The organism is Prevotella sp. C561, from assembly GCF_000224595.1.
Lineage (GTDB): Bacteria > Bacteroidota > Bacteroidia > Bacteroidales > Bacteroidaceae > Prevotella > Prevotella jejuni.
Window position 1 is genome coordinate 23,401 of record NZ_JH114140.1, and the last position, 26,306, is coordinate 49,706.

17 protein-coding genes and 2 pseudogenes are annotated in these 26,306 nt (G+C 41.9%); 13 read left to right on the forward strand and 6 right to left on the reverse strand.

Going from position 1 to position 26,306, the window contains the following annotated elements; genetic code table 11:
- Positions 1 to 9 precede the first annotated feature (9 nt).
- Positions 10 to 579 (reverse strand): hypothetical protein, encoded by a 570-nt coding sequence (locus HMPREF0666_RS01645; protein ID WP_009010546.1) that lies wholly within the window; start codon positions 577 to 579, stop codon positions 10 to 12.
- A 1,268-nt stretch (positions 580 to 1,847) separates the two neighbouring features.
- Between HMPREF0666_RS01645 and HMPREF0666_RS01650 the strand changes: the two genes are divergently transcribed.
- From HMPREF0666_RS01650 to HMPREF0666_RS01685, 8 genes and pseudogenes are all read left to right on the forward strand, one after another.
- On the forward strand, positions 1,848 to 3,476 hold the full coding sequence (locus tag HMPREF0666_RS01650) for a sugar phosphate nucleotidyltransferase (RefSeq protein WP_050803221.1): 1,629 nt from the start codon (positions 1,848 to 1,850) through the stop codon (positions 3,474 to 3,476).
- A 52-nt stretch (positions 3,477 to 3,528) separates the two neighbouring features.
- A complete protein-coding gene (locus HMPREF0666_RS01655; RefSeq protein ID WP_009010548.1) occupies positions 3,529 to 4,572 on the forward strand; it encodes a CDP-alcohol phosphatidyltransferase family protein in 1,044 nt (347 codons plus the stop codon).
- A 122-nt stretch (positions 4,573 to 4,694) separates the two neighbouring features.
- Positions 4,695 to 5,489, forward strand: a complete 795-nt coding sequence (locus HMPREF0666_RS01660) for an HAD family hydrolase (RefSeq protein WP_009010549.1) — start codon at positions 4,695 to 4,697, stop codon at positions 5,487 to 5,489.
- Positions 5,490 to 5,518: 29 nt separating this feature from the next.
- Entirely contained in the window at positions 5,519 to 6,826 is a 1,308-nt protein-coding gene (locus tag HMPREF0666_RS01665; protein WP_009010550.1) for an inositol-3-phosphate synthase, read from the forward strand.
- Between the two features lie 350 nt (positions 6,827 to 7,176).
- Positions 7,177 to 9,742, forward strand: a pseudogene (locus HMPREF0666_RS01670) (DUF5686 family protein).
- Between the two features lie 31 nt (positions 9,743 to 9,773).
- Positions 9,774 to 10,157 carry a fluoride efflux transporter CrcB gene (crcB, locus tag HMPREF0666_RS16355; protein WP_009010553.1) on the forward strand — a complete coding sequence of 128 codons (384 nt, stop codon included), beginning with the start codon at positions 9,774 to 9,776 and terminating at the stop codon, positions 10,155 to 10,157.
- A 146-nt stretch (positions 10,158 to 10,303) separates the two neighbouring features.
- Positions 10,304 to 11,188 carry an ACP S-malonyltransferase gene (gene fabD / locus HMPREF0666_RS01680; RefSeq protein WP_009010554.1) on the forward strand — a complete coding sequence of 295 codons (885 nt, stop codon included), beginning with the start codon at positions 10,304 to 10,306 and terminating at the stop codon, positions 11,186 to 11,188.
- A 92-nt stretch (positions 11,189 to 11,280) separates the two neighbouring features.
- Positions 11,281 to 13,446, forward strand: a pseudogene (locus HMPREF0666_RS01685) (alpha-amylase family glycosyl hydrolase).
- 1,036 nt (positions 13,447 to 14,482) lie between these two features.
- Here the strand turns inward: HMPREF0666_RS01685 and HMPREF0666_RS01695 are convergent.
- Complete coding sequence (locus HMPREF0666_RS01695) at positions 14,483 to 16,054, reverse strand: Rne/Rng family ribonuclease (RefSeq protein ID WP_009010559.1); 1,572 nt, start codon at positions 16,052 to 16,054, stop codon at positions 14,483 to 14,485.
- A gap of 317 nt (positions 16,055 to 16,371) precedes the next feature.
- Positions 16,372 to 16,668: an HU family DNA-binding protein gene (locus HMPREF0666_RS01700; RefSeq protein ID WP_303395897.1), complete on the reverse strand. Its 297-nt coding sequence runs from the start codon at positions 16,666 to 16,668 to the stop codon at positions 16,372 to 16,374.
- Between the two features lie 337 nt (positions 16,669 to 17,005).
- Between HMPREF0666_RS01700 and coaW the strand changes: the two genes are divergently transcribed.
- Complete coding sequence (gene coaW, locus HMPREF0666_RS01705; RefSeq protein ID WP_009010560.1) at positions 17,006 to 17,836, forward strand: type II pantothenate kinase; 831 nt, start codon at positions 17,006 to 17,008, stop codon at positions 17,834 to 17,836.
- 161 nt (positions 17,837 to 17,997) lie between these two features.
- Here coaW and HMPREF0666_RS01710 read toward each other — a convergent pair whose 3' ends face one another.
- Positions 17,998 to 19,359, reverse strand: a complete 1,362-nt coding sequence (locus tag HMPREF0666_RS01710; RefSeq protein ID WP_009010561.1) for a TrpB-like pyridoxal phosphate-dependent enzyme — start codon at positions 19,357 to 19,359, stop codon at positions 17,998 to 18,000.
- 119 nt (positions 19,360 to 19,478) lie between these two features.
- Between HMPREF0666_RS01710 and HMPREF0666_RS01715 the strand changes: the two genes are divergently transcribed.
- Positions 19,479 to 20,897 carry a sodium:solute symporter gene (locus HMPREF0666_RS01715; protein WP_009010562.1) on the forward strand — a complete coding sequence of 473 codons (1,419 nt, stop codon included), beginning with the start codon at positions 19,479 to 19,481 and terminating at the stop codon, positions 20,895 to 20,897.
- A gap of 240 nt (positions 20,898 to 21,137) precedes the next feature.
- Here the strand turns inward: HMPREF0666_RS01715 and HMPREF0666_RS01720 are convergent, their stop codons facing one another.
- Positions 21,138 to 21,686, reverse strand: coding sequence for a glutathione peroxidase (locus HMPREF0666_RS01720; protein ID WP_009010563.1), 549 nt, complete (start codon positions 21,684 to 21,686; stop codon positions 21,138 to 21,140).
- Positions 21,687 to 21,970: 284 nt separating this feature from the next.
- Between HMPREF0666_RS01720 and HMPREF0666_RS01725 the strand changes: the two genes are divergently transcribed.
- From HMPREF0666_RS01725 to HMPREF0666_RS01735, 3 genes are all read left to right on the forward strand, one after another.
- Positions 21,971 to 22,813: a hypothetical protein gene (locus tag HMPREF0666_RS01725; protein WP_009010564.1), complete on the forward strand. Its 843-nt coding sequence runs from the start codon at positions 21,971 to 21,973 to the stop codon at positions 22,811 to 22,813.
- 250 nt (positions 22,814 to 23,063) lie between these two features.
- Positions 23,064 to 24,038 carry a transporter gene (locus HMPREF0666_RS01730; protein ID WP_042855919.1) on the forward strand — a complete coding sequence of 325 codons (975 nt, stop codon included), beginning with the start codon at positions 23,064 to 23,066 and terminating at the stop codon, positions 24,036 to 24,038.
- Between the two features lie 2 nt (positions 24,039 to 24,040).
- Entirely contained in the window at positions 24,041 to 24,850 is an 810-nt protein-coding gene (locus HMPREF0666_RS01735; protein WP_009010566.1) for an SGNH/GDSL hydrolase family protein, read from the forward strand.
- A 248-nt stretch (positions 24,851 to 25,098) separates the two neighbouring features.
- Here the strand turns inward: HMPREF0666_RS01735 and HMPREF0666_RS01740 are convergent, their stop codons facing one another.
- Complete coding sequence (locus HMPREF0666_RS01740) at positions 25,099 to 26,010, reverse strand: DMT family transporter (RefSeq protein ID WP_009010567.1); 912 nt, start codon at positions 26,008 to 26,010, stop codon at positions 25,099 to 25,101.
- Between the last annotated feature and the right edge of the window lie 296 nt (positions 26,011 to 26,306).

The following is a 26,306-nucleotide window of genomic DNA, read 5'->3' on the forward strand; positions in this document are numbered from 1 at the left end:
ATTTTATCTTTATCCATCCGAAGTAAATCGCTCAATAGCTTCTTCGTGGCTGGTGGCGCTGGTTAAAAAGCGTACGAAAGAAAGGCCAAAGTCATCCCAAACATAGTCTGCGACAACATACTTGCCATCAGTGGTTGCTTGTAATGTTCGGACGTAAGGTTTGACAAAGCGAAAATCGCATAGTATGCCACCCAGTTGAGAGCCCATCCACATAGGGCGTATCTTCCCATTTACCTGCTTGAAGATAAAGAGTCGGCGTGCAGCCTGTGGATAGAAGCGTGTCGGTTTGGTAACTCCTACCATTGCTTCGTCTGTTCCGTCCCCATTTACGTCGCCTGTTGATAGTTGATAGACAGGGTAGGGAAGCCGCCATTTAGCAACGGCTGTCCTGTTACTTTTATTCTTCTCCTGTTTTTTCAGTGCTTTTTCACTTTCCGTCTTAGGATATAAGCAAAGCCATGAAAGCGAGTCGTTGACACGTTCCAACCTAAAGGTCAGTTGCTGTTGTGCCATTGTTCTCCCCACGAAGAAGCCGAATAATATCAGACAGCCAAGCCGCTTGTATCTGTTCTTAAACATATATGGATACAAATATAGGCACTTTCACGGATAAAACAAAATCTTTTAAATAAAAAAGTCCTGACCCCACCGACGTGAAATCAAGACTTACTGAGTGTCTTCGAAGTCCCTACTAACATATAAACTGAGACTTGTGACAATTTTGTTATCCTTCACCTTAAAAAACTAACCTATGTATTTCGTACTCTTACTTGCATGAATTATCCTTACGTGGTAGTGCAACTAAGTAGCTATGTATATCTGTTAATGTCCTTAGTGAAATAGTTCTTTATAACCTCTCTCATTCTTTACGAGTCTATTCTATGCCGAATAGGACTGGTGAACATGTATAGAGGATTTATATCTTTAAGTTAGCACAAGTTGTGTTATGTTGTTGTTATCATCCTCTAATTATCTCTACGCAAAGATAGAAAGTAATATCTAAACAAGCAAATATTCTGTATATATTCCTTGCTCTTTAACATAAAATTAACAGAAGAGGCCCATAAATCCCCTTTTGGGGCTTAGTTTTCTACCATTTTAGTGATTGTTTGTACCTAAAACGACATTTCATCTATTTTTATTTTGCCGTGTTATCTTTGTTTTACGCTGCTTTTTATGTTTTCCCTTTGAGTTTCAATAATTTCCAAAACTTAAATTTTTAGATGTTAGGACGGGGGCTAAATGCTATTTCCTGTCTGTTTTTGAGAAAGGAATAAGTGCTTGAAAGGGGGGCAATCTAAGGTTTTACTGTTGGGCTGAAATCGCTGATGAAGTATTATGAAAAAGTATTACAAAAAGAGTGTGTAACGGTCTTTTTATCATGAGATAACATGTTAGCGTAATCGAGTTTGTAACCCTCATGGTGCCAGATGGTTATGAACTGTGTTGAAGAAGACGCCCTTCTTGGGCCATGAAAGGCCTCTTCAACCCCCCAAGAAGGGCATGTTCTTGAGGCAAGAAAGGCGTCTTCTTGAAGCGAGAAGGGCATGTACTGTTTTCGAGACGTACGAAAAAGATTTACATCAAAGTCATGTTGTTGTTTATAACACTAACATTAATCCTTCTTTCCTTCTAATCTTCTCTCTACTTTCCGCCGCTTAGCATATCGCGAGTTAATAGGACTGACGACAAAGGGGTGATTGTTATCTAAGTTTGGTAGATTGTCGTTTCATTTCATTAAAGTTAGTAATCAAATACGCTTAAAAGCCTTGATAGTGTGCCGTTCAGATAGAAAAACGTTACATGGAAAGTGGCTTATCTCCTTAAAATTATGTATCTTTGCAGAGATGAAATTCGCGATTATTGCAGCTGGCGACGGTTCAAGGCTGGCTCAAGAAGGTATCACCGAACCCAAACCGTTGGTGAGGGTGAGGGGAGAACAGCTCATAGACAGACTGATAAGGATTTTCATGGAGAACAACGCCACGGAGATTAGTGTCATTTGTAATGAGCAGATGGCTGGTGTGAAAAGCCATTTGAAGACAATCCAAGACAAAGGATTGAATGGTAAGTATGTTCCGCTGCAGTTCGTTGTAATGTCTACTGCCAGTTCGATGCATAGCTTTTATGAGTTACGCCATCTCCTTTATGATGAGCCATTTATACTAACAACAGTCGACACTATCTTTGACGAGCGTGAGTTCCATGATTATGTCTTGTCCTTTCAATGTAAGATAGCGCATGGCATAGACGCTTTGATGGGTGTTACTGATTATATAGACGATGAAAAACCACTTTATGTCGGTGTTGACAATACCATGCGTATTACTGGTTATTATGACACAAAGCAGCCTAATTCTCGCTATATTTCAGCAGGTATATATGGGTTGACGCCCCCTTCACTTGCCATTCTTGAAGCCTGTATAGAGAGAGGTGAGAGCAGAATGCGCAATTTTCAGCGTGCTTTAGTTGCTTCTGGTTTTCGGATGGAAGCCTATCCACTTACCAAGGTGTTTGACATCGACCATGCAGAAGATGTCAGAAAAGCCAATGAAGAGGTAGAGATTTCGTCCTCTCACAGTAATGGGAAAACCTTACTGATACAACGGGCAGCCTGCTATTCGCCTAATTCCGAGGAGAAAGATTTAGCTATTTTGAAGGCGGTAGGAGACTTTTGTAGAGATGCTGAGATGCTGAGTGAGGAAGCGATAATCGAAGGTCTTGACACGTCAAAGCAGTCAGCACATGCATTGTCGTTAGTCCTGTCGGATGCGTATGGCCAAGTTGTCTCTATGGCCCGTAGCCCACGTGTGTTGGATTGGATAGAGCGGATGGAAGCGAGAGGAGTGTGTGTTCTCAATCCTTCAGCCGCTGTTCGGGCTTGTAGGCGGAGCCATGTTGTCAAGTTGATGAAGGCAAACAATCTCCCTTACCCACCTGATGAAGGGAGCGAAGGATACTGGATAAAACGAGCCGATGAGGCTGCTCAGCATAAAGACGATGTTTGCTTCTGTCGAGATAAAGTCGAATTGGATAGAAAGAAGGCCGAGTTTGCCCTCCGTGGTATCACTGATGTGGTGATAGAAGCTCATGTACAGGGTGATATAGTGAAGTTCTATGGAGTGGAAGGAGTCGGTTTCTTCCGTTATTATTATTCTGGTGCTGATGCAGAGACAAAGTTTGGTCATGAAGCAAAAAACGGTAAACCGCAATATTATCCATTTTCTTCAGTAAACTTACAAACCGATGCTGAGACGTTATCTCGTCCCTTACAGACACCTATCTATGGGGGAGATGCGATTGTGAAAGCGGACGGTAGTTATGTTATCATCGACTTTAACGACTTTCCAAGTTTCTCAAGATGCAGAGACGAGGCGGCAGAAGCAATCGTTGAACTTATAAGAATGACAGCAAGGCATCCTCAAACGTCAGCCGACAATGGCAAGAGTGAGGATGAAGCGAATGGTGAGATTTAGTTGAACTACAATAGTTCTCCATCTAAATTCACCTATAAAATAGTATGAAACAATGACAAAAGAACAACATAATAATAGAACCTCTGTTCAGCAAAAGGAGGAAGATGCCCATGTAGCCGAGCGTGTCAGTAGTCCTTATCTACTTGAGGGAAAGGGCAATAAGACAAATTTTATGAGCCTTCTCCGAGCCTCCTTTAAGTCTATGGATACGGAGGAATGGCTTGACATCTACTTTACTCGTCCTATTGGTTTAGCCTTTGCCTTATTCTGGTATCGCTTGGGTGTGAGTCCTAATAGTATTACCATTCTTTCAATCTTCCTTGGTATAGGTGCTGGAGTGATGTTTTTCTTCACAGACACCCTACATAATGTGTTGGGAATCATACTCCTTATGTTAGCTAACTTTTGCGATTCAACAGACGGACAGTTGGCTCGGCTCACTCGACAACAGTCTATGCAAGGACGGTGTTTAGACGGTTTTGCAGGTGATGTGTGGTTCTTCTCCATTTATCTCGCTATTGTCCTCCGACTCTGGCATCAGTTTGTTCCAGGCACATCAATGGTGTGGGGACTTTGGGGATTAGGCTTAGCAGCAGTGGCAGGACTGTTATGTCATTCGTCACAAAGTTCGTTGAGCGACTACTATCGGCAGATTCACCTTTATTTCTTGAAGGGGAGAGAAGGCTCAGAGCTCGACTCCTACGAGAATGAACATGCCATTGTTGAGCGTCTAAAAGGCAAGAAGGGAGTCTTTTGGGACCGTGCTTTCCATAGTAACTATCAGCGTTATTGTAGGAGTCAGGAGCGTAGAACGCCTGCTTTTCAGCAGTTTCATAAAGCCTTGAAAGAGAAGTATGGAAGTATAGATAAGGTGCCGCAAGACCTAAAAGACCGTTTCTTAGCAGGTAGTAGACCGCTAATGCCTTTCACGAACATCATGAGTTTTAACAGTCGGGCTATCCTTATTTATATCACTTGTCTGTTGAATTGTCCATGGATCTACCTGTTGATAGAGGTAAGCCTGTACAGTTTGTTATATATCTATATGCACAAACGGCATGAAGACCTGTGTAGACATCTCATGACAGAGCTATAGTCAATCATGGTCCTCATCTATGAATTAGAATATTAGAAGACGTTGGAGGAATACTTGGAGTAGGTTAGTTCGATAACTGATAATCAATCTGTTAGCATCTAATATTACTTAAACCATTCAGAATGAACAAAGATTTAAATAAGATATCATCGAAAGCAGAGGTGTTTGCCACAGCTCAGTGTGGTGCGAGAGAACCATTAACACTACTCTTCGACTTTGGAGGAACGCTCGATACTGTAGGTTGTCACTGGGGTAAGTTCCTGTGGCATGCCTACGAAAGAAACGCAATCCCTGTAACGGAAGGACAGTTTCGTGAGGCTTATGTACATGCAGAGCGTACCTTAGGAAAGCAAGCTATCATACAATCGACTGATACTTTTCTGTCCATGTTGACAACGAAGATACGCATAGAATTTGATTACTTAGTTCGTAGTGGATGGATAGCAGTGGATGAGGAAGAGGCCGAAAGGATGCAAAGAACCCTTGTGAAGGATGTCTACGAAAGGGTGAAAGCTAACTTGTCAATAAGTAGGAGTGTGCTGACCGAGCTAAGGAAGAAATACAGAATAGGTTTGGTAACAAACTTCTATGGCAATATGTCGGTTGTACTCGATGAATTTGGGTTAGCCTCTTTATTTGATGCAGTGACAGAGAGTGCCGTTGTAGGAGTTAGAAAACCTGACCCACAGATATTTAGATCAGCTGTAAAGGCACTGGACGTAGAGGCTGAGAATGTCGTTGTCATTGGTGATAGTTATTCCAAAGACATCCTACCAGCGCACGAGATAGGCTGCCACACGATTTGGCTAAAGGGCGAAGGATGGGTGACAGAAGAGCTAACAACGTGTGAAGCAGATTATATTATAAAGGATTTATACGAAGTAGAGCCTATATTAAAACAATATATGCCACTTTGAAACGTTATAATAAAATTGAAAGAAGAATAATGGAACAGAATATAGTTAGGCCTGCAGAAGGCAAATTAGGTATAATGGTCGTTGGTTGTGGGGCTGTTGCTACGACATTTATGACAGGAGTCTTGATGGCACGTAAGGGACTTACGAAGCCTATTGGCTCCATGACTCAATACGACAAAATACGTGTTGGACGTGGAGACGATAAGAAATATCTTCATTACAAAGACATCGTTCCATTGGCAAAGTTAGATGACATCGTCTTTGGAACATGGGATGTCTATCCACAAAATGCCTATCAGGCAGCGGTATATGCCGAGGTGTTGAAAGCAAAGGATATTGAACCTGTGCGTGAAGAACTGATGGCTATCAAGCCTTTGAAAGCAGCGTTCGATCGAAACTACGCTAAACGATTAGATGGTGACAATGTGAAAGATTGCAAGACACGCTGGGAAATGGTGGTGGAGTTGCAGAAAGACATCCAAGACTTTAAGCGTCAGCATGGTTGTGAGCGTGTTGTTGTTATCTGGGCTGCTTCAACAGAGATATATGTTCCATACGACGAAGCCTATCACAAGACGCTTGCGCAATTGGAGTCGGCTATGAAGTCAAATGATAGAGAGCATGTAGCTCCTTCTATGTGTTATGCTTATGCCGCCTTGACAGAGGGCTGTCCGTTTATCATGGGTGCTCCTAATACGACGGTTGACATACCTGCTATGTGGGAGTTAGCCGAGAAGACGCACATGCCTATAGCTGGTAAGGACTTCAAGACAGGTCAGACTTTGGTAAAGTCGGGCTTCGCACCTATTATCAAGACACGTAACCTCGGTCTTGCAGGTTGGTTCTCTACGAATATCTTGGGCAATCGTGACGGCTTAGTACTTGATGAACCAGCTAACTTCCATACCAAGGAAGTAAGTAAGTTGTCGACACTTGAGACCATCTGTAAGGCTGATGAGCAGCCTGACCTTTATGGTAATATCTATCATAAGGTGCGAATCAACTACTATCCACCTCGTAATGACGATAAGGAAGGATGGGATAATATAGACATCTTTGGCTGGATGGGTTATCCAATGCAGATTAAGATAAACTTTCTCTGCCGTGATTCCATCCTTGCAGCACCGTTGCTTCTCGACTTGACCTTGCTCTCTGACCTCGCAGCACGTGCTGGTAGGTATGGTATTCAGCGCTTCTTGAGCTTCTTCCTCAAGAGCCCTATGCATGATTATACACGTGGAGAAGAGGCTGTCAATAACCTCTTTGAACAGTACACAATGCTTAAGAATGCCATTCGTGAGATGGGTGGATATGAAGCTGATGAGGAGATTGATTAATAGTAAACCCCTATTTGTCGTATGTTCTACCCATCCCTTTGATGGAATGGACGTTATACTTGCTGGAAGGCTGCACTTAGCAGTTCCCGTATAGTCCTAAAACTAAAGAAGAAATGAATAGTTATTTGAAACTTAATAAGGATAAACATAGCCCTATTGGCATGCGTGTGTCAAAGGTTGATAGTCATGTGGTGAAGAAGAGTGTGATACTCGTTCTTCTCCTCTTGTGCGTGTCATTCTCTGCACAAGCAAGTGGGTTTAGGTCTTGGTCTTATACTTCACGGTTTAATAATGTACCTGTTGATTCTTTGATATTAGGTAAGGATTCTTTATTGACGGCATCGGATTCGATGGTGATAGCCACTGACTCTTTGTTTCAAATGATGGATTCACTGGCAAAAGAGGCTACTAAACCAGCTGTGGTGGATAGCACCTTACTGCAATGTTACGTTGTTGACTGGCAGACAGGGGATAGTATTCCGTATGCGAATGCCATCTATCGTAGTCTAAAGATTGGTGCATCAAGTGATGCTGATGGACATTTCTCGATTGAACGAAAGGTTGGCGAGCAACTAACAGTAACTGCTGTCGGTTATAAACCACGTAATATTAAGATTACAGCAAATACCTCCAAGGTCTTACATGTGACGCTTATTGCAGATTCAAAGCAGTTACAAGGAATCGTGGTGAAGGCTAAACGGCGCCATAAGTATTCTCGTAAAGATAATCCAGCAGTAGAGTTAATGAAACGGGTCATCGCTGCCAAGAAGCAAAGTGACTTGGAGAATCATGACTTCTATCAGTATGATAAATACCAGAAGGTGACAATGGCGCTAAATAACCTTACTCCTGATGACCTTGAAAGTTCTTTTTTTCAAGAAGGCTCCTTGGCTCCTTAGCCAGGTGGAGACATGCCCTTATAATAAGAAGCTAATTCTCCCTATCTCTGTTGATGAGACCCTTACGCAGCATATCTATCGCAAGGATCCAAAGGACATGAAGGACATTGTGTTGGGACAGTCTACTAAGGGAATATCAAAACTGATACAGACTGGTGAGGCAATGAACACGATTGTGAAGGATCTCTTTAAAGATATCAACCTTTATGACGACCAGATTGATCTCCTTCAGAAGCGTTTTCCATCGCCAATAGGCTCTACTGCCATCTCATTCTACCATTTCTATATAGATGATACGGTCTATGTTAATCAAGACAAGTGTATCCGTTTGCAGTTTATGCCAGCCAATCAACAAGACTTCGGGTTCCGAGGTGAACTCTACGTCTTAAACGATAGCTCCCTTCATGTTAAGAGATGCGATATGCAACTACCTGCTAATACGGGCGTGAACTTCGTTGATGCGATGAAGTTTGAGCAGGAGTACACTAAGTTAAGCAATGGGGAATGGGCCTTAACTACGGATAATATGGTTGCTGAACTTAAGATTACTGATTTCTTACAACATGCTATTGTTATCCGAACAACGGGTCTGACAAACTATGCCTTTACTCCTATTGATGATAAACTATTTAAGGGTAAGGCGAAGGTAACGTATGATGCGAACGCTAAATTGCGTGATAATGACTTTTGGGCAGCACATCGAACAACGCAACTGACAAAGAGTGAGGCTGGTATGGATGCCTTTGTCAAACGTATGGCAAGCACTAAACACTTCAAGTGGATTATGTTTGCGTCGAAAGCCTTAATTGAGAACTTCATTGAAACAGGCTCGGAAACGAAGCCAAGTAAGGTAGACATCGGTCCTGTAAACACCTTTCTATCAAAGAACTTTGTGGATGGTATACGTCTGAGAGCCTCCGCTCGTACCACAGCTAAGTTCAATCCGCATTGGTTCTTTGAGGGTTATTATGCTTATGGGACAAAGTCTCACGAGCAATACTACGATGCCAAGGTTACATACTCATTCAATAAACCAGAGTACCAACCGATAGAATTCCCTATACGGACTATTTCCTTTGAGTCAAATAAGGATGTTGAGTCTCCTTCTGACAAGTATCTTAAACACAATAAGGATAATATCTTCATGACTTTCCGTCCTGTTGAGGTGGAACAAATGTATTTCTTTAATCGTCAGAAGCTCACCTTTACGTGGGAGACAGATTATGGTTTGGCAACAAGTTTAGAACTTCGTACAGAGAGTAACATGCCTACAGGAAAGCTTGTCTACGAGAAGATGGATGGTTCGCTGGTTGATAAAGTACGCATGAGTGAGGTCACACTGAGTCTTACCTACCGCCCGGGGCAATCATACGTCAACTCGAAGCAACAGCGTATGGCTGTTAACCTTGATGCACCCGAGTTTAATCTCACTCATACAATGGGTATTAAGCATTTCTTGGGAGGCAACTTTGACAGTAATCTAACAGAAGTTTCGATATACAAAAGATTCTGGTTAGGAAGCTGGGGGCACATTGACACACGTGTACAAGGTGGTGCGCAATGGAATAAAATACCTTTCCAATTCCTCATCACTCCTCCTGTAAACACGTCATACTTCGAACATCAAGGAACCTTCAACCTCATGAAAGGACTCGAGTTCCTTAACGATCGCTATGCACAATTTAATCTTGCATGGGACTTAGAAGGTAAGATATTCAATCGTCTACCGCTTATCAAGAAATTAAAATGGCGTGAATATATAGCTTTCAAAGGTATGTGGGGACATCTAACAGATAAGAACAACCCTTATTTACCACAGAATGCTAACGATCAAGACTTATACAAGTTCCCTGCTGACACACGTGTTATGACACACGATCCATACATGGAATTTGTATTCGGAATACATAATATCCTTAAATGTTTGGAGGTTGATTATGTCCGTCGACTTACTTATACGAACGTTCCAGGCATTTCAAAGAATGGTATTAGATTTGGTTTCAATATAGTCTTCTAATTATCACCGATAGAATTAATCATATACAGTCATGATAAAGGATGTTCTTTTAGTTGGAGTTGGCAGTTTCGTAGGTGGCAGTCTACGTATGCTAATCTCAAAGTATGTACAGTTGGCGATTGCAGGGTCATTCCCTTTGGGTACAATGGTAGTCAATGTTCTTGGCTGTTTCCTAATAGGTATATTCTCTTCGTTGCCTAATAGCAATGGAGGAGTTAGTCCTGCCGTTCGTCTCTTACTGACTACTGGCTTCTGCGGTGGCTTCACAACGTTCTCAACCTTTATGAATGAGAATGCTACACTACTAAAAGGAGGGGACGGATTTATGCTTTCATCGCTATATATCATAGCTTCTCTTGCATTCGGTTTCATTGCTTTATTAGTCGGGCGTCACCTTGTTATGTCTTTTCAATGAGGTAAATATATTGACAGTTCAGTCTATTTCGGCGTAAAGGTAATGGTCGACACGTTGTGTTTTTCCCTTAGTTTCTTTCCTATCTCCTTTATTTTCTGTATCTTTGCACCCTGTAGAACATTAATAATTAAACAATTCAATAGTATATGAAAGCATTTGTATTCCCTGGACAGGGGTCTCAGTTTGTTGGTATGGGTAAGGATCTTTATGAGAACAACCCATTAGCAAAGGAACTTTTCGATAAGGCTGACGAGATTCTTGGCTTCAAGATAACCGAGATAATGTTTGCTGGTACTGACGAGCAGTTGAAGGAGACTAAGGTTACTCAGCCTGCTGTATTCCTTCACAGTGTTATTTCTGCACTTTGCTTAGGCGATGAGTTCAAGCCAGATATGGTTGCTGGTCACTCTTTGGGAGAGTTTTCAGCACTCGTTGCAGCTGGTGCGTTAAGCTTTGAAGACGGTCTGAAGCTCGTAGCCGCACGTGCTAATGCTATGCAGAAGGCTTGCGAGTTAAATCCAGGAACTATGGCTGCTATCATTGGTCTACCTGATGAAAAGGTAGAGGAGATATGCGAGCAGGTATCAAAGGACGGTAAGGTTTGTGTTGCAGCAAACTTCAATTGTCCTGGTCAGTTGGTTATCTCTGGTTCAACAGAGGGTATCCAGGAGGCTTGCGAACTGATGAAGGCTGCTGGTGCTAAGCGTGCATTGCCATTGAAGGTAGGTGGTGCTTTCCACTCTCCATTGATGCAGCCAGCTAAAGATGAGTTGCAGGCAGCTATTGAGGCAACTACATTCAATGCACCAAAGTGCCCTGTTTATCAGAATGTAGACGCATTGCCACACACCGACCCAGCTGAGATTCAGAAGAACCTCATTGCTCAGCTTACCTCAAGCGTACGCTGGACAAAGAGTGCACAGAACATGATTGCCGATGGTGCTACAGAGTTTGTTGAGTGCGGACCAGGCTCTGCTTTGCAAGGTATGCTCGGTCGTATCGACAAGACCGTTAATGCACACGGTATTTAATCCCACCTTATATAATAAGTAATAGCCCCCCTTCCGTCCCTTTCCTTATAGCGAGAGGGACGTTGGAGGGCTTTTCTTTATCTTTTAGGTTTATGAGAACTAAATTAGTCATCTACCAAGTCTTCACACGAACCTTTGGTAATAAGAATCTTACAAAGAGGGAGTATGGTAGCTTAACAGAGAACGGTGCGGGTAAAATGAGCGACTTTGATAAGGATGTGTTACGCCACATTCACGACCTCGGAGTCACTCATCTGTGGTATACAGGGGTCATTCGTCATGCTACATGTACTGACTATTCAGCCTTCGGCATACCTACGCAAAACCCTCGTGTCGTCAAGGGGCGTGCCGGATCGCCGTATGCTATTACCGACTATTACGATATCGACCCAGATATTGCGGTCGATGTAGATGTACGTATGGCTGAGTTTGAGGCACTTATAGCTCGTACACATGCAGAAGGGATGAAGGTTATCATTGACTTTGTGCCCAATCATGTTGCCCGACAATATAAGAGTATCGCTAAACCAAAGGGTGTTGAGGACCTTGGAGAAGGTGATGATACGGGGAAGCACTTCGATCCTCAGAATAATTTCTATTACTGTCCAGGCGAGCAGCTCGACCTCTCCGGTGTCGTTGAGAATGTCTATGCTCATAACGCTGAGGCTTATCATGAGTACCCAGCAAAGTGTACTGGTAATGACCGCTTCGACTCTCATCCTCAGCAGAATGACTGGTATGAGACCATAAAGCTGAACTATGGCGTAGACTATTGTGATGCTGGCGGTAGGAGTTATCACTATCATCCAATCCCATCAACATGGAAGAAGATGACAGATATCCTACTTTTCTGGGCTGCAAAGGGTGTTGATGGTTTCCGATGTGACATGGCGGAGATGGTTCCACACGAGTTTTGGGCACATGCAACACAACAGGTTAAGGAGCACTACCCGGCGATGATATTCATTGGTGAGGTCTATGACCCTAATCAATATCGTTTGTATGTGGCGTCAGGCTTCGACTACTTGTATGATAAAGTGGGTATGTACGACTGTGTTCGTGGTGTGATATGCGATGAGCGCCCTGCTTCTTCCATTACACAAGAGTGGCAAAAGGTTGATGACATACGTGATCACATGCTCTATTTCCTTGAGAACCATGATGAACAACGTATTGCTTCTGATTTCTTTGCGGCTAATCCTTGGAAGGCAATCCCTGGTATGATTGTTTCAGCTCTCCTCCAACAGAACCCTGTTATGGTCTATGCTGGACAGGAGTTCGGCGAGAGAGGCATGGATAAGGAAGGTTTTTCTGGGTGCGATGGTCGCTCAACTATCTTTGATTATTGGTCAACAGAGGCTATCTATAAAGGCTTTTTCAATCGCAAGGCATTGACTACAGACGAGAAGAAACTATCCCTTGTCTATCAAGGAATCCTTCGTTTCTGTAATCGTGAGAAAGCTGTTCGAGAGGGATTGACCTTTGATTTGATGTATGTCAACAATCAGAGCCATCATTTCAACCCTAATAAACAGTATGTTTTCATGCGTAAGGCTGATAATGACGTGCTATTAGTCGTTGCTAACTTCGACTCAGCTCGAGTGAACATCAATGTTACTATTCCTTCTCATGCCTTCGACTTCCTCGGACTACCAGAACAGACTGTTGAGATGACCGACTTGCTGTCGGGTTATACAAAGCAGGTTGCGTTACGGCGCAATGGGCAGGTATCTGTGGATGTTGAGGGGAATTACGGTCGAATATATAAATTTGTGCTAAAGAAGTAGGCTATGGACTATACTTTCAATACGCATAACAAAGAAGAATTCCCGCCTGCTCATACGGCCGAACATCTGTTAAATCAAGTGATGATTAGGATGTTTGGGACAGAACGGAGCAGTAATGCGCACATCGAACGGAAGAAGAGTAAGATGACGTTCATCCTTGATCATAAGCCTGACCGTAAGGAAGAAAAGGCGATAGAGGCTGAGATGAACCGACTGATAACCGAAGACTTACCAGTGACATACGAGATGATCGACCGCAATAACATCCCTGATAGTGTCAGTGTTGACAAACTTCCAGAGGATGCTTCAGAGATGTTACGGTTGGTAAGGATAGGTGATTTCGATGTTTGTCTATGTATCGGTAAACACGTTCGCTCTACTGCACAGATTGGACGCTTTGAGATGTTAGGTACAAACTGGGATGAGGAGAAGCACGCTTTCCGCATCCGCTTTAAGGTAATTCCTGCTTAAAACATTTATCATCTCACATAAACTATGCCCTTACTTGTCTGCTTTCAGATAGGTGAGGGCTTTTTCTTTCATCTTCTGATAGGCGGAATAAAAGAGTTTACAACTGTTCGAAAGACTTTTATGGGGGCCTTTCTCATTCACAGGATACAATGAAGAATGGCTTGCGGGGAGTCTTCTGTTGGCATAGAGAACCCTAAAGTTTGATGGATAAGAAGGGGTTGATGCAAACAAGGGCAAGTACTGTTTTATTCGGCAAGAGGTTGGATAACCCCAGACAAACTACTGAAATAAAAAGTGATTTGCGTGTAAAGTGGATTATGGTAGGACTAATCTTCTTAGATATGTATCATCCGCATGGCAGGTAACGAGTCTAAATACATAGAGGTGGTAGGCAATGGGACGACAAAAGAATGATTGGTGGAAAAGTAGATGAAAGGTTGGGTAATATGAAACGATGAGGCTTTGGTGTAAATCTTTTTCGCACTCCTTGAAACCAATACTTGCCCTTCAAGGGTTAAGAAGACGCCTAAGTACATTCAAGAACACGCCCTTCTTGAGTGTTGTTAACGCCCTTCTTTGACCTTGAAAGGCGTCTTTTGCTTCGCTCTTCATAAACGTTTGGTTCAGTGAGTGTTACAAGCTCGAATGTTATAGATACTCCTCGCTTTCGTACTCGGACTTTTATGTGAATTTTGTCGTAGTTTTTCATGGTTCTACAAAGTTCTTTATAACTCAAATACTACAAATTACTCGAACCATATGAAAACTGAGGGAGCGAATAAAACAGAATGTATTAAATGGGCAGTAACGTACTGCACAAAGATAGATGGGCGTATTTAACGATGAAAGGGTGGGGTAATGAACAAATACAGAGCGGTATGATGAGATTATTAACAGCTGATGGACGTATAGTCATCGAGGGCAATTGAGCGAAAAGTACAGCGTGAGGATAAAAGAAATCCGCCACCTTATATATAATAGGTGACGGACGTCTAATGTTGAAAACCTTTCTTTATCTAACGACTTAGTAGTTAGTTTAGGATTTATCGTTCTGTTCCTTCATATCAATAAATTGCTGATTTGCATCATAGAACTCATACTGCAAAAAGGCAAGTTTCTGTGAAGGAACGATGTTAACACCCAGTCCATACTTCAGTTGCCACTTACGTTTCAATGAAACAAAACCTTTGTTAATGTAAGCTGCAACGTATGGATGAACGTGTAAATAGAATTTCTTAACTCCAACCTTATTAACTAATCGGTCAATCTTACGTTCCAACTGGTCGGTAAAGAGAATACTTGAACGTATCTTCCCACTGCCGAAACATGTTGGACAAGTCTCGTCTACATCGACATCCATTACTGGACGAACGCGCTGTCGAGTGATTTGCATTAGTCCGAACTTGCTCAGAGGAAGGATATTGTGACGTGCACGGTCCTTCTGCATGTTCTTACACATACGCTCGTACAGCATCTGGCGGTCCTCGGCAAGGTTCATGTCGATGAAGTCAACGACAATAATTCCACCCATATCACGCAGTCGGAGCTGGCGAGCTAACTCATCAGCAGCACCAAGGTTAGTGTCGAGAGCATTCTGTTCTTGTGCTTTCTCCTTTGTTCTGTTCCCACTATTCACATCCACAACGTGCATTGCCTCTGTGTGTTCGATGATGAGGTAACAGCCATGACCATAATTGATGGTCTTACCAAAGCTGGACTTTATCTGCTTCGTAACGTCAAAGTTGTCGAAAATAGGTACCTTACCAGTGTACTTCTTCACGATGCCCGCCTTCTCAGGGGCTATTAGAGAGACATAGTGTCGAACGGCTGTACATATCTCGTCATCGTTGACGTAGATGTTTTCGTAGGTAGGATTGAAGAGATCACGTAGCATTGCAACAGCACGACCAGTCTCCTCAAAAACAAGCTGAGGACGCTCCTGCGTCTTTTGCAGTTTCGTGATAGCTTCATTCCAACGGCTCAGAAGGACCTTCATCTCAGCATCAAGTTCTGCAACACGTTTCCCTTCAGCCACAGTACGGACTATTACACCGAAATTCTTTGGCGTAATACTCTGAATAAGCTGCTTGAGACGTGCGCGTTCTTCTCCGCTTTTGATTTTAGAGGATACGCTAACTTTATGCCCGAATGGTATGAGCACCAAGAACCTACCAGCGAATGATATTTCACCTGTTAAGCGTGGTCCTTTGGTGGAAATGGGTTCTTTAACAATCTGCACCATCACCTCTTGGCCTACTTGCAATGTGTTTTGAACGGTGCCGTCCTTCTGCAAGTCGGGTAGACGAGTGGCTTTCTGAATGGGATAAAGTCGTTTGCGGTCGCTCTGAACCTGTTTCAGATACTTTGCATAGGAGTTGAATTGGCTCCCTAAGTCAAGATAATGAAGAAAGGCGTCACGCTCATAACCTACATCTACAAAGCAGGCGTTCAGCCCAGGCATCAGTTTCTTAACCTTTGCCACGTAGATGTTTCCAACCGAGAAGCTCGCCTCCCTTGGCTCACGCTGGTATTCTACCAGACGCTTGTCTTCGAGAAGTGCTATCGAGATCTCTTTCGATTGGGCATCAATAATTACTTCGCTTGTCATCTTCTTCGTTTGATATAACTATCATTTAGCCGTCTTATCTTATCTACAATGACGCTAAAAGATACTTATAAGGATAAATAAAAATGCGGAACCTGTCGTCGCACCTCCAGGGAAGAGAAGTTTCTTGCGATGACATGCCCCGCCATATTAATGAAAGTCAGTTATTGAGTCTTTCAGCCTTGGGGCTTACTTGCTCTTATGTCTGTTCTTTCTTAGTCTCTTTTTACGCTTGTGCGTAGCCATCTTGTGTCCCTTTTTTTCTTTCCGTTTGGCATAGCTTTAATTGTTTTTAATTGTTATTTATATGTATGTTTGATTTATTTCTTCATATCCTCGATGAAGGTCTTTGCTGGCTTGAAGCTTGGGAAATCGTGAGCTGGGATAGTGATAGTCGTGTTCTTTGAGATGTTACGAGCAGTCTTTTCAGCACGGTGCTTAACGATAAAGCTACCGAAACCACGTAAATATACATTTTCTTTCTTCTCCAACAAACTGTCTTTAATTGTCTCCATAAAAGACTCAACCACAGCTGATACGTCTTTCTTGGCAATGCCAGTAGACGTTGCTATCTCATTGATGATATCTGCTTTCGTCATTTCGTTTTGTTCTTTAATGATGTTTTAATTCTTACTTTCTCATTATAACGGAGTGCAAAGATACTCATTTTCAGCTTAATAGAGAAATATTTTTGTGTCTTTTTTGTAAAATATCTCGGTATTTAGCTGAAACTCTAATGTTTTTCGTACCTTTGCGACAGTATAAGTTGTATTTCAGACTGACCTGAAGCATTGGATTTAATGGTGTTAAAAGGGGGGTAATAGTTTGGAGGCTTATTTGGTGACAAGTCTTTATAAGGGGATAAGTGGTCTTTAGTTCTTTTCGATCATATCCCAATCATTATTCTTAAAAAAAGTAGTATTTATAAGACTTCTGTATAATTATATAAGGTGTATGAAGATTTCCATCGGTATAGATGTGGGTATTTCAACAACAAAGATTGTTGGTATCAGAGAGGGAAAGGTAATTAAACCTTTGCGTATTAAGGCTACTGACCCAGTGACATCCTTGTATGGAGCATTTGGAAAGTATCTTTATGACAATAGAATAGATTTGTCTGATGTTGAGCATGTTATGCTTACGGGTGTTGGTGCTCACTATATTGATAAACCTGTCTATGGTCTGCCAACAGCTAAGGCTGATGAGTTCTTGGCCGATGGCTTAGGTGCTCAGTTTGAATCAAAGCTACAACGTATGATCGTTGTCTCAATGGGTACGGGTACTTCTCTTGTACTTTGTGATGGCAGTGAGGTGCGTCATATTGGTGGTATTGGTATTGGTGGGGGAACATTGAGCGGCCTTTCACGACTTCTTCTACAGACTGACAATATCAATGAAATTATCGCTTTGGCTAATAAAGGGGATATCTCTCGTATCAATCTGCAGATTAAGGACATATCTACCAGTCCTCTTCCTGGTTTACCAATGGATGCAACTGCATCACTCTTTGCCAACGCACAGGCTAATGCCAGTCGTGAAGATATTGCTTTAGGATTGATAGGTCTGGTGTTACAGTCTATTGGATCAGCAACAATATTGAGTTCTTTGAATAGCGATATACGTGACTTTGTACTCATTGGTAATCTTAGCTTGTTGCCACAATGCGAACTTCTTTTCCCTGTAATGGAGAAGATATACGACGTACGCTTTATCATTCCGAAGAATTCAGAGTATTGTACTGCGATTGGTGCGGCACTTCAAGCAGACAAGCTAAAGAAGATTTAATATCTACTGATAACTGATTACAGGCACTTTGTAGTATTGTCTACGAAGCACCTGTAATCTTTCTTTATACCAGACTGTTATATAGTAAGTTAAAGTAGATATCTTTTATTCTTTCTTTGAGAACTGATAGTCCTCAAAGAAAGGCATTTATAAACCTATTATTATACCTTTGGAACCGTTCCAAGGTTCTTTTCTATGTCTTCGTCTGAGAGTGTATAGTTTCTCAAGTCACCATTGATATAGGTGTCGTATGCCGTCATATCAATGAGACCATGCCCTGAGAGACAGAAGAGGATAACATCTTGCTTGCCTGTTTCCTTTGCCTTCTTCGCCTCGCGAATGGCTGCCGCAATGGCGTGACAGCTCTCCGGTGCGGGGATAATTCCTTCTGTTCGAGAGAAGAGAATACCTGCTTCAAAGCTTTCTAATTGTGGTATATCCATTCCGTGCATATACCCATCTTTGAGCAATTGGCTCACGATGATGCCTGCACCATGATAACGTAAACCACCTGCATGGATGTTTGCTGGCTTGAAATCATGTCCCAGTGTGTACATTGGTAATAATGGTGTGTAACCTGCTTCATCACCGAAGTCGTATTCGAACTTACCTCGTGTCAGCTTTGGACAGCTGTTTGGCTCAGCTGCAATAAACTCTGTTTGCTTTCCTTCAAGGATATTATGACGCATGAAAGGGAATGCAACACCACCGAAGTTGCTACCACCACCAAAGCAGGCAATAACCTTGTCGGGATATTCCCCAGCCATCTCCATTTGCTTCTCAGCCTCTAAGCCAATAATAGTTTGGTGCAATGCAACGTGATTGAGCACTGAACCTAAGGTGTACTTACAGTTAGGTGTGGTCCTCGCCAGCTCGATCGCCTCAGAGATAGCTGTCCCTAAAGAGCCTGGATGAGTCGGATCACGTGTGACAATATCCTTTCCTGCACGTGTAGACATAGAAGGTGAACCTTCGACCATAGCCCCAAATGTCTTCATAATCAGTGAGCGATAGGGTTTCTGTTGCATAGAGATCTTTACTTGATAGACTGCTGCTTCAAGTCCATAAACCTTTGCTGCGTATGATAAGGCAGCACCCCATTGTCCCGCACCAGTCTCTGTTGTCACATTTGTAACACCTTCTTTCTTACAATAGTAACACTGTGGAATGGCCGAGTTAACCTTATGTGAGCCAAGTGGATTAACGCTTTCATTCTTGAAATAGATATGTGCTGGTGTGCCCAAAGCCTTCTCCAATGCGTATGCACGGACGAGAGGTGTGGAGCGATAATACTTATACATATCCAAGACTTCCTCGGGGATGTCTATCCAAGGATGCTCACAATCAAGCTCTTGTTTAGCACATTCCATATTGAATATCTCGGATAAGTCCTCTGCTGTCATAGGCTTATGTGTTACAGGATGAAGCGGAGGTAGGGGTTTGTTAGGCATGTCTGCCTGTATATTATACCACTGTGTCGGGATATCTTTCTCGTCAAGTATAAATCTTTTCTGTCGTGTCATACGCTATTGAAATTAAATGATAGATAACTATAATATGAAAGGTTATGTACAACAAAGTTACAAAATATGATTTTCTTAATGCATGAAATGATGATATTTTTAGTAATTTTGCTGCCATTATGATAATTATCACTACTATTCTTGCATACTTTTGCATTTTATTGTTAATAAGTCGAACAACTGGACATAAGGCTGATAACGATGCTTTCTTCCGTGCAAACGGGCAGTCACCTTGGTATCTTGTGGCCTTTGGGATGATTGGTGCGAGTATTTCGGGGGTCACCTTCGTTAGTGTCCCAGGAATGGTAATGTTGAGCGATATGACCTATATGCAAACTTGTTTAGGTTTTGTCCTTGGTTATTTTGCTGTTGCATTTCTGTTACTTCCTGTTTATTATCGATTAAAGCTGACCACTATCTACTCTTATCTACAAACACGTTTAGGCAAACATAGCTATAAGACGGGTGCATCTTTTTTCCTATTGTCAAAGATGACAGGTGCTGCTGTGCGGTTCTATGTTGTTTGTATGATACTTCAACGTTTCGTTCTCGATGCATACGGTATTCCTTTCCCCGTCACTGTTGTGGCACTCGTAGCATTGATTTGGCTCTATACGCGTAGGGGAGGTATTCGTACTCTTGTCTTGACAGATACCTTTCAGACTCTTTGTATGCTCCTTGCGCTTATCCTTATTATATATAAGGTGGTCGAGACGTTGGGGATGACGCTTCCTGAGGCAGTTCAGGCAATAGCCAGCGACGGCCACTCTCGTATTTTTGTATTTGATGACTGGGTTTCAACACAGAACTTTTGGAAACAGTTCCTTAGCGGTATCTTCATTGTTATAGTCATGACAGGACTGGACCAAGACATGATGCAGAAGAATCTTACATGTAAGACTTTGCATGAAGCACAGAAGGATATGTGTACATACGGATTTGCTTTTGTACCAGCCAACTTACTCTTTCTGTCATTAGGTGTGCTGTTGATGATGTATTTCAAGAGCATAGGGCAGACCCTACCAGATGTACCAGATAATCTGATGTTGCAAGCAGTTGCAGGTGGACAATTAGGTACATTGGTTGTCATACTCTTTACGATTGGTATTGTTGCAGCCTGCTTCTCCAGTGCTGATTCAGCCCTAACGGCATTGACAACAACCTATTGTGTAGACATTTGTAATCGTCCCAAGGATGAGAAACTGCGCAAACAAGCACATTTTGGGGTGTCTGTAGTGTTTATACTATTTATCCTTATCTTCCGTTATGTCAACTCGACGAGTCTTATAGATGCTATTTACACGATAGCCTCTTATACCTACGGTCCACTCTTAGGTCTCTTTGCGTTTGGCTTATGTACAAAACGAGCAGTGAATGATAGGTTGACACCTTACATAGCTGTAGCCAGTCCACTTCTTTGTTTTGCTTTAGATACAATTGTTTCGGCCACTACTGGCTACAAGTTTGGCTATGAGTTGTTGATGTTGAATGGTTTAATAACATTTTCCGCATGCTATTTCTTCCCTGCAAGAAAGTGAACTAATGGACAGAAACGACAGTAAACTCTTTTGTAGACTATGTTGACGAATAAACAAGTTTCCTATAAGTTCGTCAGTATGAATCATGTTATATAGATTATAAAGGTACTGTCTTTGACCGTAATAAAAAGATAAAAGGCAAAGAGTATTAGTCTCTCTGCCTTTTATCTTATGTTTGTATGTTATCTTGCCAATAGTCCTTATGCTTTTTAGAGAGGAACCTATTGGCAAGTCACTATCCTATAGTAATTCCTCAATCTGCTTTGCGATATTCTCAAAACTCTCTGTTGGTTCAAAGCGGGCAACAACTTGTCCCTTCTTATTAATAAGGAACTTTGTGAAATTCCACTTAATGTCTGGGTTTTCCTTATAGTTAGGATCAGCCTCAGAAAGCATCTTGTCAAGGACAGGGTAGAGTTCGTGTGACTCGTCCCAACCTGCAAAACCCTTCTGTTCCTTTAGGAACTTGAAGAGCGGGTCAGCGTCTTCACCATTCACCTTAACCTTCTTGAAGCGTGGAAATTTTGTGCCGTATGTAAGTTTGCAGAACTCATGGATACTTTCGTCTGTACCTGGTGCCTGCTGTCCAAACTGGTTGCAAGGGAAATCAAGTACTTCAAATCCTTGTGCATGGTACTTCTCGTAGAGTGCCTCCAACTGCTCGTAAGTTGGTGTGAAACCACATTTCGTAGCTGTGTTTACAATCAATAGCACTTCATTAGAAAACTCTTTCAGTGAAAAAGCCTTACCTTTTCTGTCTTTGACAGAGAATTCATAAACTGTTCTCATTTCTGTTTCTTATCTTCTCTTTATATAATTTACTTATTAGTAAGATGCAAATGTACTAAAATTATTTGTTTCTTCCTTCATTGTTTAGTAGTTTTTTAGTATTCAATTAAATTTGTATTAGATTATTAGAGTTTCTTCATTCGTATTGATAAAAGGAGGATTTATCTTTTATAATAGGGATTTCCCTATCTTCAAATAGTATATTTACGCAGAGAGCATCTTATAAATTCACTATTTTTGCACCAGTAAACAAAGAAAGAATAAGGATTTAATAAGATATGAGTATGAGACGGATTTCAAAGTTATTCTTGGCACTTGCAATAGTTGCGGGGCCTTTGACATTAGCAAGCTGTGATAATGATCCATGGGGAGATGATAACTATTATTATAATGATTTGGTGAGTGATGCGGTACGAAACTATCTGCGTGAATACCCAAGTGGCTCAAGTTATTATACAGCTTACAACTGGTTCTATTATTATTACCCAGAGGCAACTACCTCAGAGTTCTATGCCTTCATGGATGCTGTGGGTAGTAACAATAACTATAATTGGAACAATAACTATCGTCAACAGGAGAATAAACAAGTTAATGGACTGATTTCTGAGGCACAGACGTTAACTGGCGAGTGGGATGGTAATATGACAGTTGAGTATACGGAAGACGCAACGCAGCAGCGTAAGAGTGATAGTTTCAAAGCTAACATGAAGTTCTTCCAATATAATTCTTCTGCTAATTCGCTCCAAGGTAATGGTGTTGAGGTCGATACTGATGCGCAGGGTAAAACAAAGACATTATCATTCTCTTGGAAAGTTTTGGATAATGGAAACATCGAAATAAAGTATTCAAAGACAGGAACTATCTTCATTCTTGACATCAATGCTACTAATGATGGTTTCCACTTAGGATATGATGAAACAAAGGGGTATGACACCTTCTATGGTGTAGCACGTAGTACAAACACAACAGATGTCATGCGCTTCGACCTTGCACGGCAGAGACCAGCAAACGCAAAGGCTGCGAATGCATTTACGAGAGCTTCAAGTAAGGTTTCCTTCGGTTCTGCTAAGGAGAACGACTATGCGAAGAAGAGCGCTGGAGCAGTAAATGGTCTACATGAAAGATAATAAAAGCTAATCGCTTTTCTATTGCTTCATATATATTTGAATAGCATCCCACCAACTGCGAAGTTGGTGGGATTTTTGTCTTTATATTAGTCGTTTAAAGGTAGTAATTCATAATAGTAAAGGTTGAATTTGTCTTAATCATATTTACGATTCTGCAATTAGATTGCTGATTTTCAGACTTTTTTCGTAACTTTGCAACCCACTCTTTGTCAGAAAAGGACGATAGAGTCGGTTTGACGTGATGATAAAGATGAGGAGACTTATTCAATTCATAAAGGACTGGACACTACCAGTGTCAATAGTTACAGGTAGCTTTCTATACCTTGTTTTTGCCTTTATTCCTGCCTTGGAAAGCGCAGCAACTGTTTTTGCTCCTATCCTTGACGCAGCTCTTCCATTGTTTATGTTCCTCGTCTTGTACGTTACCTTCTGCAAGGTAGATTTCCGCAAGCTAATTCCTGTTGGTTGGCATCTTTGGATAGCACTCTCCCAAGTGTTGATGGTGGCGGTTGTCATTGGCGTTATTCTGACTTTTCATGTTACGGGTGAGACGCTCATACTGCTTGAAGCCCTCCTCACTTGTATCATTTGTCCTTGTGCCTCTGCGGCAGCGGTGGTCACACAGAAGTTAGGAGGCGACCTTGAGGAAATGACGACTTACACCTTCCTCTCCAATTTCCTCTGTGCTTTGTTGATACCAGTCTGCTTCCCCTTGCTTGATGCTGGGGCAGGATTAACTTTCTGGAGTGCCTTTGTGATGATTCTCTATAAGGTTTGTTTAGTGTTGGTTGTACCGATGCTTTTGGCCTATATAACGAAACATTGGCACGCTTTATGCAGGTTCTATCAATGGGTAATCAGTGTTGACAACCTTAGTTATTATCTGTGGGGCTGTTCATTGCTCATCGTTTCTGGCACAACAGTAAAGAATATTGTCCATGCTGAGGTGGCTGTTAGTTTCCTCTTGTTGATAGCAGTATTGGCATTAATACTTTGCTTGATACAATTTGTCATTGGTAGATATATCGGTCATTTCTTCCGTAGTACGATCAATGCGGGCCAGGCCTTGGGGCAGAAGAACACTGCTTTTGCTATCTGGATAGCCTATACTTACCTGAATCCATTGTCTACAGTGGGGCCAGGCTGCTACATTCTGTGGCAGAATATTATTAACAGTGTTGAGATATGGCGGCATGACCACGCCATTAAACGCATAAATGAATAATTGTGAGAACAATAAAGTGTTGTATAGTTGTATTATCTCTTTTCCTATTATCACCTGCTGTTTCAGCGCAGGACACGAATGGAATAAACATTGAAGATGTCGAACCAGCTAAGTCAGTAGAGCCTGATGAAATGCCAGCGGCCGCTATGCCGCAGTCAACTCCTGCTTCGGTAGGAGAGATGACAGTAGAGCCTTTGCCGTCATCGACAACGCATGTGTCACAGGTAGCGGAGAGTCGCGATCAAGTAGTCCTACTTATTGGCGATTCTATGGCTGATGGTCTGGGCTCTCGGTTTAATGATTATGCCGTGAAGAATGGTTTTAAGTTTCATTCAATAGTGTGGTATGGTAGCACAACACGCGACTGGGCGATTGCTGCCGACCTTCAATATCAGATTGAGAGAGTGCGTCCTACATATATTATTATCAGCTTAGGTACCAATGACTTAGGTTATAAAGATTATAGTAGACGTGAAACTGCAATTCAGACTATCCTGAGTCGTGTTGGTAATATCCCATACGTATGGATTGGACCACTCCCTTGGAAGAAGATAAAAGACAGAACGATAGTCGACTTGATACGTGATTGTACGGGTGAAGGTCGCTTCTTTGATAGTAGTTCAGTCGTTGCTTCTCGTGCAGATGGTATTCATCCGACACGCCAAGGAGCTGCTCAATGGGTGGATAAGATTGTTGAGTGGATGGGTGAACCGGGGTTGAATGCAAATCCGATTGAGATGGATAAGCCTGATTTCACAACTCGTTTTACCCACGATGAAAAGCATGGAATGGGCTATCATGGTCGTCGATAGCGATAAGAGATATTTATTTTTACAATACGGAAGGGCGTTAGTCATATCTTGACTAACGCCCTTCTGCGTGTCTGTGAGGCTTGCATTCAATTAAAGGGGAACTTTAGTACGAAGTCTGTACATTGATTTAATATTATATACTATTCATCGATTTATCACGCTTTTATCGGCAAAGAACGCCATAGATGTCCTTGTATTCGTAAAATCTATGGCTATGGTTTCATTGTACTAAACGCATGCTTAGTCTACTAACTCTTATTGATAATGTATATTCCACCCGCTGCTAAGACACCCGCCATCATGTATTTGAAATGGAATGTTTCGCCGAGACACAGACAAGAGGTGATGGCGCCGACAATAGGGATGAGTGAGTTGTAGATAGCTACCTTACCAACAGGATTGCAGGTGAGCAGTTTGTTGTAGAGTGTGAAACCTAATGTACTGATAGTGATGAGTAAGAGTAGGTAGATTATACCTAATGGAGTGTTTTGTGGAAGGTCGCCACCTAAAAGCAAACCAGGGATAATCAGCAATGCACCCCCTATCGCTAAGCTGTATCCAGTACCGACAAAGACATCTACACGCTTGCCTAATCCACGTGTAAGTAGTGATGCTGATGCACCACAAAGGGCGTTAAGAATAATCATTCCGTCACCCATCCAAGTGAACTGTCCACTCTCTGTTCCACCTAAGTTCAGCGACAAGATACCTGCAAACCCGACAATACATCCAATGACTTTCTTCACTGTCATGCGGTCGCTCTTGAAGAAGATACATGCGAAGATGACGACAGAAAAGACACTTAACGAATTGAGAATGGCTGCTCTTGAGCCTTCACTATGCGAAAGACCGAAATAGAAGAAGGCGTAATGTAAGGTGGTATTCATCATGCAAAATAGAAGGATATACCACCAGTGCATAGGTTTTCTCACTTTGAAATTACGCTTCTTTGCGCTTGCAATCGCCAATATAATCAGTCCAGAAAGACAGAAACGAATACCTGCAAAGAGCATTTTCGAGCCTGTCATATCTGCCGTGATGGCAAACTCTGAGTAGCCTAATTTAATCAAGGGATAAGCCCAACCCCATGCAATCGCAGCTGTTAGCGCAAAGACGGCCACCCATAGTGGACGTTGAAATATACTCTTTGTTTGTGTCATTTGCTGTTTTTGAAATCTTAGAATGATGTTAATTCGTTGAATTTCAGCCGTAATTACGGATGCTCTCTTCCTTTTCTTTACTACTAATAACCCTCCTCTTTCGAATTCTTTTCATGACAATAAATATTTATTTACGTGAGAAAAAATATTTATTGTCATGAAAATAAATTCTTCTTCTCACTTAAATAATTCACAAGAGACGTTATCTACGGCTGGCATTCATGGTGCAAAGGTACGTTGTTTACTTGATATATGTGGGCAATCGGGCGTTTTTTTGTTCCTTCTTAATTAGGATA